At 35.1% G+C, this 8,832-nt stretch carries 7 protein-coding genes; 2 read left to right on the forward strand and 5 right to left on the reverse strand.

Going from position 1 to position 8,832, the window contains the following annotated elements:
• Positions 1-43: 43 nt before the first annotated feature.
• The 4 genes from BZG01_RS18340 to BZG01_RS18355 all read right to left on the reverse strand — a co-directional run bounded on the left by BZG01_RS18340 (position 44) and on the right by BZG01_RS18355 (position 6,226).
• Positions 44-3,163, reverse strand: a complete 3,120-nt coding sequence (locus BZG01_RS18340; protein WP_101311298.1) for an ATP-binding cassette domain-containing protein — start codon at positions 3,161-3,163, stop codon at positions 44-46.
• 154 nt (positions 3,164-3,317) lie between these two features.
• A complete protein-coding gene (locus BZG01_RS18345; RefSeq protein WP_101311299.1) occupies positions 3,318-4,151 on the reverse strand; it encodes a hypothetical protein in 834 nt (277 codons plus the stop codon).
• Between the two features lie 290 nt (positions 4,152-4,441).
• Positions 4,442-5,146, reverse strand: coding sequence for a LytR/AlgR family response regulator transcription factor (locus BZG01_RS18350; RefSeq protein ID WP_218973162.1), 705 nt, complete (start codon positions 5,144-5,146; stop codon positions 4,442-4,444).
• Positions 5,147-5,161: 15 nt separating this feature from the next.
• A complete protein-coding gene (locus tag BZG01_RS18355) occupies positions 5,162-6,226 on the reverse strand; it encodes a sensor histidine kinase (RefSeq protein WP_101311300.1) in 1,065 nt (354 codons plus the stop codon).
• 203 nt (positions 6,227-6,429) lie between these two features.
• Here BZG01_RS18355 and BZG01_RS18360 point away from each other — a divergent pair, with 203 nt between their 5' ends.
• A complete protein-coding gene (locus BZG01_RS18360; RefSeq protein WP_101311301.1) occupies positions 6,430-7,065 on the forward strand; it encodes a cysteine hydrolase family protein in 636 nt (211 codons plus the stop codon).
• Here BZG01_RS18360 and miaA read toward each other — a convergent pair.
• The gene (gene miaA, locus BZG01_RS18365) at positions 7,062-7,976 is read right to left on the reverse strand and encodes a tRNA (adenosine(37)-N6)-dimethylallyltransferase MiaA (RefSeq protein ID WP_101311302.1); all 915 of its coding nucleotides are present in this window, start codon (positions 7,974-7,976) and stop codon (positions 7,062-7,064) included. The genes BZG01_RS18360 and miaA overlap by 4 nt on opposite strands.
• Before the next feature lie 143 nt (positions 7,977-8,119).
• Between miaA and BZG01_RS18370 the strand changes: the two genes are divergently transcribed.
• Complete coding sequence (locus BZG01_RS18370; protein ID WP_101311303.1) at positions 8,120-8,692, forward strand: Yip1 family protein; 573 nt, start codon at positions 8,120-8,122, stop codon at positions 8,690-8,692.
• Positions 8,693-8,832 lie beyond the last annotated feature (140 nt).

Below are 8,832 nucleotides of genomic sequence, written 5' to 3' on the forward strand. Positions count from 1 at the left end.
TCCAACAAGTTCAATGACTTTGTCAGCTGATTCAAATTAAGTGCTACTTCCGTTTCTTTTCTTTATGAACCAGCTTAATCCCTTCGATGTAGTTCATTACTTTTCTTAACACATCAGACCATAAGCACAGAAACAAAAAGCCGGTGCCCAGCCAAACTACAGCAAGATTGAACCAAAATGTATCGATATAAAAACTGCCGATTCGTTTTACCGGAGAATAAAAATGAGAACGTCCAAATCTAGAATCCGGATACATTAAAACAGGATCTTTCTTCTGAATCAATTGATCATCTACTTCAATCATTTTATTAATTTCCGTTTTATTCAAAACCAAATCAGCCAAACCATTATTGTAATATTTTTGCTTAAACTCATAAACACCATCGTGCCCCAAAGAATCGACCAAACGGGAATACTCAAAGTCTTTTTTATAACCAGATTCACTTGCCAAACCCAAATAGTAAAGCTTTACCTTATCCAAAAAACTCCTGGTTTGTTCGGCAACATTTAAATTAAAATCGTGAACATTCAACTTCTTTAACTCAGGAAAAATATCTATTCCTGCTTCACTTCCCAATTGAGAAATCTCATTCCGAATCATATCAAATTGATCCTCTGTATCGTCTGAATTTTTTTCAAACTCAATACTTCGTTCGCATTCCAGTAAAACAGATTCAATTTTAGGAATCAAAAATGAACTTTTAAAAGAGGCATCACTAATTCCTTTGTCAAACTCAAAGAAGTGTTTCTCAAATTTATTGTCTTTAAACTGAGTAACTGCCAAAGCTTCGTAAGCCCAGCGCGTAGTCATAAAATCGCCAACAATTGGGACGTAAACCTTATCAGTAATCCCGGCATGCAGATCATCAAATTTAATCATTGCCCCTCCCAACAAGAGCTGAGGAACCAGAATTAAAGGAATTAAGATATAAATAGTAATCACGGAATTCAATCCTGCTGAAATATTCAATCCGATCATGTTCGAAAAACATGAAGTTGTGAACAATACCAACCAATAGGAAAAAAGCATTCCTTCAACCTCCAAAATATAGTTGCCTACCAATACAAAAGATAAAGATTGAATTGCAGAGAGAATAAATAAGAAGATGATTTTAGAGCTGAGATAACTTAGCCTGCATAAGTTTAGAAATTTCTCCCGTTGTAAAATCCTTTTGTCCCGAATAATTTCTTCGGCACTTACGGTTAATCCCAAAAACATAGAAACCACAACCGACATGAATAGAAAAACCGGAAAATTTTTATTCTCACCAAACACATATCCTGCATCGGTAGTGTACTTTGTAAAATAACCCAATATCACGGCAAGTAGTGGCGCCTCAAACAAATTAATTATCAGGTATTGCTTGTTGGTTAGTTTCGAAAGAACATTCCGAATCCAAAAAATTGAAAATTGTTTTAATTTTCCTGGAATCTTAAAATCACTTTGTGGTAATTTTTTATCGGCACGCAATGGCAAATGATTGGATTCTATATTGTCCTTATATTTCTGATACCACTCCACTGGAAGAATTCGTCTCTCGCGGGTTGGTTTTCCCTGATCATCAATCAATTTGGTTTCAACAATCTGCAATATCTGTTCAGGATTTACATTTCCACAAGTTACACACTCACTCTCGGAAGCATTTACCTGCGAATTCTGAGTCTTGAAGTAAACAATTGCATCAATCGGATTGCCGTTATAAATAGGATAACCACCACGATCGAGAATCCAAAGCTTATCGAACATCTTAAATATTCCAGACGAAGGTTGATGAATATTGGCAATTACCAATTTGCCCTTTAACGTTTGCCTCTTAAGCAGATTCATAACCATTTCCGAATCGGTAGAAGACAAGCCGGATGTAGGTTCATCTACTAACAGAATAGCCGGTTCCCGCATCAGCTCCAAACCGATATTTATCCTTTTCCGCTGTCCGCCGCTAATAAATTTGTTTAATGGATTCCCCACTTTAAGGTCTCTCACTTCATACAGATCCAAATCCTGAAGTATCTTCAATACTTTTTTCAAGATTTGAATTTCACTGTACTCCTTAAAGCATAACTTGGCGTTATAATACAGATTTTGAAAAACACTCAATTCCTCAATCAATAAATCGTCTTGCGGAACAAAACCAATCAATCCCTGAACTGCCAATTTATTTCTATGAATATCGTAATCATTAATACGAATTTCACCATAATTTAAACTTAAATTTCCATTCAAAACATTGAGTAATGTGGACTTACCAACACCACTTCCTCCCATGATTCCAATCAGCTGCCCACTCTCTTCCGAAATATTAAATTTGTGTATTCCATTGTTTGAGTTTCGAAACTTAAATTCAATATCCTTAGCCGAGAATATTATTTTCTGCTGCGACTCTTCCTTCAAAAATTTACCGGCAATATCCGAGAAATAAATTGATTTAATATTGGGCCCTTTAATTATCGAACCATTACTTAACTGGTAAGTTTTATCCGGTTTTATTTTGTTTCCCTCCAGATAAAGATTTAACTCTCCCTCGTATTTGAATACCAATAAATTCACACTCTGTGCGAATAGAACAACAATTCTTCCATACAAGTTGTCACAGAACAAATGCTTAAAATCGTTTTCTGTCTTTTTTACATCTTTCTTCATGAACCAAGACAGATTCTCGGACCACTCTGTCACCTTATTATCGATGATCAGGAACTTACTTTTGTCGTATTTATCGAGCGTATCACCCCAAACAAAAGCAAGACAATTGATAAATTCAGATCTGGGTATTTTAAAGCTTTCCGCAACAATACTAATAAACTCAAATTCATTTTCGCTGACAATCTTATCTTCATAAACGAATTCCAGCAAACGCAGCAAAACAATCAAACGTTCTTCCTGAACCAATTCTGCTTTTATCTTACTACAAACCTTGGAGGCCTCTGTTAATGAAAGAATATTGGCTTGCTGAGAATGCACATTTGCCTGATACTCCATCTCACGACGGTAGAATTCAGAATAGTTCTCAAATAATCGCAGATACTCAACCTGGAGTTCGAAATTCACATAGCGATTCAAAAAACCTTCTACAATTACTTTTCCTTCCCGCGAAACACCTTCTTCTTTGGCATTGGCAACAATGGCAAAAAGGTGCATTAGTGCATTTAAAATCGATTCCCCCATTTACTTTCTCAGAATTTATGGTTTGCCTTTACCAGACTATTTTTAAAAATACAATTTATTTCGTAAACAAAAGGATAGTTGAACCAATGATCTTGGCATAAAAAAACTGCCTTCCGAAAAGAAAGGCAGTCACATATCTTGTTACATCGAACAATTACTGAACGATAGAATCTCTAAGTTTAGCAACACTAGTGGTAATTTCCTTAAGCTGTTCTTCATCCATACTTCCATCAACAATCTTATCATAGCTAAGTTTAAGGCCATTTAATTCTATCAATAAAGAATCAATATTAGGATCCTTAGCCTCTGGTTCCAATACCGACAGCAATTTCTCCAAAACTTCCTTTTGATCAAAAATTACTTTTACAATTTCCGGATTAGAATAAGTATTCTCAGAAATATGAGTTGCAATATACAACCCTTCAATAAAGCTACCGCTAACAACCATTAGTGATAGATTACCTTTGGCATTCTTATTTAAAAACTCATAAGTATCGTAAAACGAATTTGTAATTATTTTCACCAACTGATCTTTATCATCCAAATTCTTTTCAACCTCTTCTACAAGAGTTTCATTATAAGCACTGGTAATTTCCAGATTATCAATCAAAGCTTTTGATGCTTTCAAAAACAACATTGTTTCCTGCTTGCGCTGATATGTACTTGCATAACTCAAATCTGCACTATACACACCAAGATTCAAGGCTCTGGCTTTTTCAGTAAAATATTTATCAGCATTCTCTGATGAATTAGAAAGGCCTAATATATAATCAGCACCAATACGATTCAACATCGAGGTCAACTCAAAAGTGGTTGGAAGAGGATAAACTACATCTTTCACCTCATTCTCAATTGCTTTCTTTAATAAAGGCTTCACGGTCTGTCCTTCAGTATTCTTTTTACCAACTGGCTTACAGCCAACAAAGTTAAAAGCTAAGACAACTACTACAAGAAAAGCAATATAACGGCAATTAGTCAGTTTTTTCATGGATTTTCATTTTTTTTAAATCAAAAATTCAACTTTTTCAGGCCTAAATTTAACAAAAAGGGAGCGAATTACAAGCATGAAATCCCCAATATATTTACACTTCTTAATTCCAGTTTTCAATGCTCCAAACATAGTAGAAATTATAAGTTTAAACCCATCTCATATTCCATAACAATACACACTTCATTTTTACTGCGAATCAATCAGATACAAACACAGCTTTACACACAAAAAGAGGTCCTGCAAAAAATTCCACAGGACCTCTTGAAAAACAGAACTTGATTATAATATTATGCCGGATGTATTCTTTGAAAGAAACTCTGTTTGTAATTATTTCCAATTGGAATCGTACTCTTTTCCATGTGTACCATGTTTCCTTCTATCGATTTAATTTTCGACAAGGATACGATGTAGGATTTGTGAATCCGGTAAAATTTATGCGATGGCAGTAAACGCTCAATTCCTTTCAGTGATTGATAAGTTACAACATGTCCTTCCTTTGTAAAAATCTTAACGTAATCGCCTAAAGCTTCAACATATAAAATTGAGTCGAGACTAATATTAATGGTTTTCTTATTAGCCTTAACAAAAATAAATTCCCGCTCGTCCTTATCTGTTTCCTGCGGTTCCGCCCCACCTCTCACTCTTTCCTCTGCCTTTTGAACCGCCTGTAAAAATCGCTCAAATGAAAAAGGTTTTTTCAGATAATCCAATACATTCAGCTCATAACTCTCCAAGGCATACTCCGTGTAAGCCGTGGTAATTACTACCATGGGTGGATTTTTATAGGTTTTCAAAAAATTGATTCCGCTCAAACGAGGCATATTAATATCCAGAAAAATAAGATCGACCTCTTGCTCCTGCAAGACTTCCATTGCCTCAATAGCATCGCTGCATTTCCCTTTCAGCTCAAGCCCTGGCAATTCAGAAATATATTTTTCCAAAACCCGCTGTGCCAACGGCTCATCATCAACTATTAAACATTTCAACTTCATAGGATCTAAACTTAGTTAGGACAAATCAATTTGCAGGCTAATCTTAAAAAGGTTATTCTCATCTTTAATTTCCAGCCGGTGTTTTTCAGGATACAGTAACTCCAACCGACGAATTACATTTTTTATTCCAATACCACCATTCTTTTCATTCTCTTTATTCCAACCATTCTCCGATCGGTTCTCTATTGACAATTCAATATGATTCTTATCTTCAAAATTAAAGAGAATATTTACAAAACCACCATTATTCCTTCCGTAAGAACCATGCTTAAATGCATTTTCGATAAGAGGTTCAAACAAGAGAGGGGCAATTTTGCTTCTTGCTGCGTCACCTTTCACTTCCATTTTTACCGGAATACTATCATCCAATCTAATTTTCTGTAAATCCAGATAATTCTTTATAAACTCCAGCTCTTTCTCCAACAAAACGTAACGATCATTGCAATCATACAAAATATACCGCATTAAATCGGATAACTTCAACACCAAACCGGGCGCTTTATCCGACTTATCAAGCGTAAGAGAATAAATGTTATTTAGCGTGTTAAACAGAAAATGTGGATTTATCTGAGCCTTCAGTGCCTTCAGTTCTGCTTCCAGTTTCTCCTTTTCAATATCTTTTAATTGAAATGATAATTTTTGCAAAACAAACCACTCCCTCATTAAGGATAGAAAGCTGGTAACCCCAACATAAATAAATGTGAAAAATGCAAAATTGAACCATACAACAAAAGTCAACTCCTCAAAAAACTGTTCCCCCTGCACAAATCGTCCCAAAGGATAAACCAACAAAAAATCAATAAAAAAAGCCGCCAAAGAAATCACTCCCAACAAGGAAATAACATACAGAAAAAACCGCTGCCTCTTAAACAGCAATGGAATCAAAATAAGCAGATTAAAATAAACCGCCGCAGCAAAACACAGATTGAACACAAATGTCATTAAAACAGGTTCTAATCTTAGTATGTTTTTAAAATTACTTGCCACAAACATGGTGAACAACCAAAACGTAAAGGCAAGCACCCAAAACAATATATGATAAGCAATCCGACTAGGGGATATCTTTTTTATGTTAGTCATAAATATTCTCAACTATGATTTTCAAAATTAAAGTAGAAAAGAATTAATCAGGAGTGAAAATTATTCGTTGTTACATGCAATTCTCCCGTTAAAAGGTGATAATTTTCAGATGTCTTACACCGAATAAGTAATGTTTTGATTTTGATATCTTTTTATGCTGTTGTAATATTGTAGTAAATACAAATTTAAATAAGGAACACTCTATGTTTGCAAAAGATATTTTATTTTGGAATGTTGACACTCAATTTGATTTCATGAGTGCATCAGGGAAACTATACGTTCCTGGTGCTGAGCAAATTCAACCTACTCTAAAGCAAATAACTGCTTTTGCAAAAAGCAATAATATTCAGGTAGTTAATACTGCTGATTTTCATTATGCCAATTCAAAAGAATTGTCTGACACTCCTGATTTCGTTACAAGTTTTCCACCGCATTGTATGGCCAATACCTCCGGAGCCGAATACATGAGCGAAACAATACCAGAAACTCCATTTTCAGAAGTATTTTGGAATAGTAAGTATTCGGAGAAGGACATTCGTGATTTTATCATCAACCGAAATATTGTAATTCGAAAAGATGCTTTCGATGTATTTCAAGGAAATGAGAACACTAACGCAGTACTGGAACTAATTGCACCTAAAAAAGTTTTTGTGTATGGCGTTACAACCAATGTTTGCGTAGACTTTGCTGTTGTTGGTTTAGCCAAACGCGGCATTTCGGTTTACGTAATTGAGGACGCAATTAAAGAATTACCAAATATCCCCCTCCCCTTTTCCAAGTGGGATCAATTAAAGGTTAAAAGGATCACATTTGCGGAAATTGAAAAACACCTGAATTAAAGAGCAGCCAGTTCTTTTACTTTTTGCACTTTCTCCTCTAAAGGCATAAAACCATCCAGCCAATGTATATTTGAGCCGCTGCGTTCCATTTTCCGAAACCAGGTCATTTGCCGTTTTGCAAATTGATGAATTGCCACCTCCAGACCACAGAACATTTCATTGTAAGTTAGATCGCCAACAACATACTGTGTTAAAAATTTATATTCCAAACCATAATATATCAGATCTTCAGCCGAAACTCCCGATTGCATCAAAGCCTGAACTTCTTCAACCATTCCTGATTTTAGCCGCTCTTTTAAGCGCTGAGTAATTCTCTCCCGTCTAATTTCACGATCAAACTTAATTCCTATCAGCAATGGATTCAGCTGCGGGTAATCCATTTCAATTTCCGGATGTGAAGCATAGTAACGTTCTATTTCAATCGCACGAATGGCTCTTTTTTGTGTTTCTAAATCGGAATTATTGTGTACTTCTTTGTAAGAACGAAGAATAACGCCTAGCTCATCCAAGGATTTATCAAGCATTGTATCCCGAAAGGCCTGATCTTTTGGAACGGCAATCAGCTTATAGCCTTTCAAGGCTGCCTCCAAATACATTCCCGTTCCTCCGCAAACAACAGGCATTTTCTTTTTTGCGGTAATCTGCTCAAAAGCCTTTACAAAATCCTGCTGAAATTCATAAACGTTGTATTTATAACCGGCATCAGCAATGTCAATCAAATGATAAGGAATTGGAGTTCCATCCAAAACATATTCATCCAGATCTTTACCCGTACCCAAATCCATTCCACGGTAAATCTGACGCGAATCGGCACTAATGATTTCGCCGTTAAATTCCTTTGCCAACTTTACAGCCAGACTTGTTTTTCCGGTAGCGGTTGCTCCTAGTACAACTAATAGGTTATTCTGCATCTTAAATATTTTTTCCGAACTTAAAACGATCCGTTTTTGTTTATCCGGATAATGTTTATCTTACAATAAGACAAGACTGTGTATGTAAACTACGCAGTAAAATTACTTTAAGTTTTTTGAATTCACCAATAACTCTATTCAATATGACAAACCTAAGTGCATACAAACACAGTCTACTCCTTTTTATTCATCCTGAACAAACCTGGAAATCGATCGCAACTGAAGACCACAGCCCAAAACAATTATTCTTAAGCCTTTTGCTCCCCTTACTATTCTTAATGGCCATTTGTAATTTTTCAGGTTATCAATTATTCGACCAAAATCCTTCTCAACACATTAATATGCACTTATTTTCGGCAAGTGCAACATTTTTATTTTCCATTCTATCCATCTACATTTCCACACTTCTTGTTAGTAAATTTGCACAATTCAAAGATAAAAAAGATAGATTTAACCGAGCTTTCACTCTTGTTGGTTTCTCCTTTATCCCTGGTATTTTATTCAATTCACTGGCATTTTTAATTCCCACAATAAACTACCTGACCATTTTAAGCCTTTTTAGCTTTTACATCCTATACAAAGGAATATCTCCCATACTATCTATTCCTGATGATAAAAAATCGGGTTATTTTACATTTATACTGATTGGTTTACTTTCTATATATGCCGTTTTAGGAGCATTTTTTATTGGAATAGCCAGCCTTATGGGATTTTAATAAAATAGCTGTAACAATAGTTCGTTAAGTTTTGACTTATAATGTTGAAAATGAGAAGAATAAGCAGTGTTTAAGTTTGGATAATCCCTTAAGAATCAGTATCTTAATGTTTGTTTTCGAAGCAATTATTAAGTATGACT

It is taken from the genome of Labilibaculum manganireducens, from assembly GCF_002843385.1.
Taxonomy (GTDB): Bacteria; Bacteroidota; Bacteroidia; order Bacteroidales; family Marinifilaceae; genus Labilibaculum; species Labilibaculum manganireducens.

Coding starts and splice junctions, on each gene's coding strand:
- BZG01_RS18340 (WP_101311298.1), bottom strand. CDS start 3,163: ATGGGGGAATCGATTTTAAATGCACTAATGCACCTTTTTGCCATTGTT.
- BZG01_RS18345 (WP_101311299.1), bottom strand. CDS start 4,151: ATGAAAAAACTGACTAATTGCCGTTATATTGCTTTTCTTGTAGTAGTT.
- BZG01_RS18350 (WP_218973162.1), bottom strand. CDS start 5,146: ATGAAGTTGAAATGTTTAATAGTTGATGATGAGCCGTTGGCACAGCGG.
- BZG01_RS18355 (WP_101311300.1), bottom strand. CDS start 6,226: ATGACTAACATAAAAAAGATATCCCCTAGTCGGATTGCTTATCATATA.
- BZG01_RS18360 (WP_101311301.1), top strand. CDS start 6,430: ATGTTTGCAAAAGATATTTTATTTTGGAATGTTGACACTCAATTTGAT.
- miaA (WP_101311302.1), bottom strand. CDS start 7,976: ATGCAGAATAACCTATTAGTTGTACTAGGAGCAACCGCTACCGGAAAA.
- BZG01_RS18370 (WP_101311303.1), top strand. CDS start 8,120: ATGACAAACCTAAGTGCATACAAACACAGTCTACTCCTTTTTATTCAT.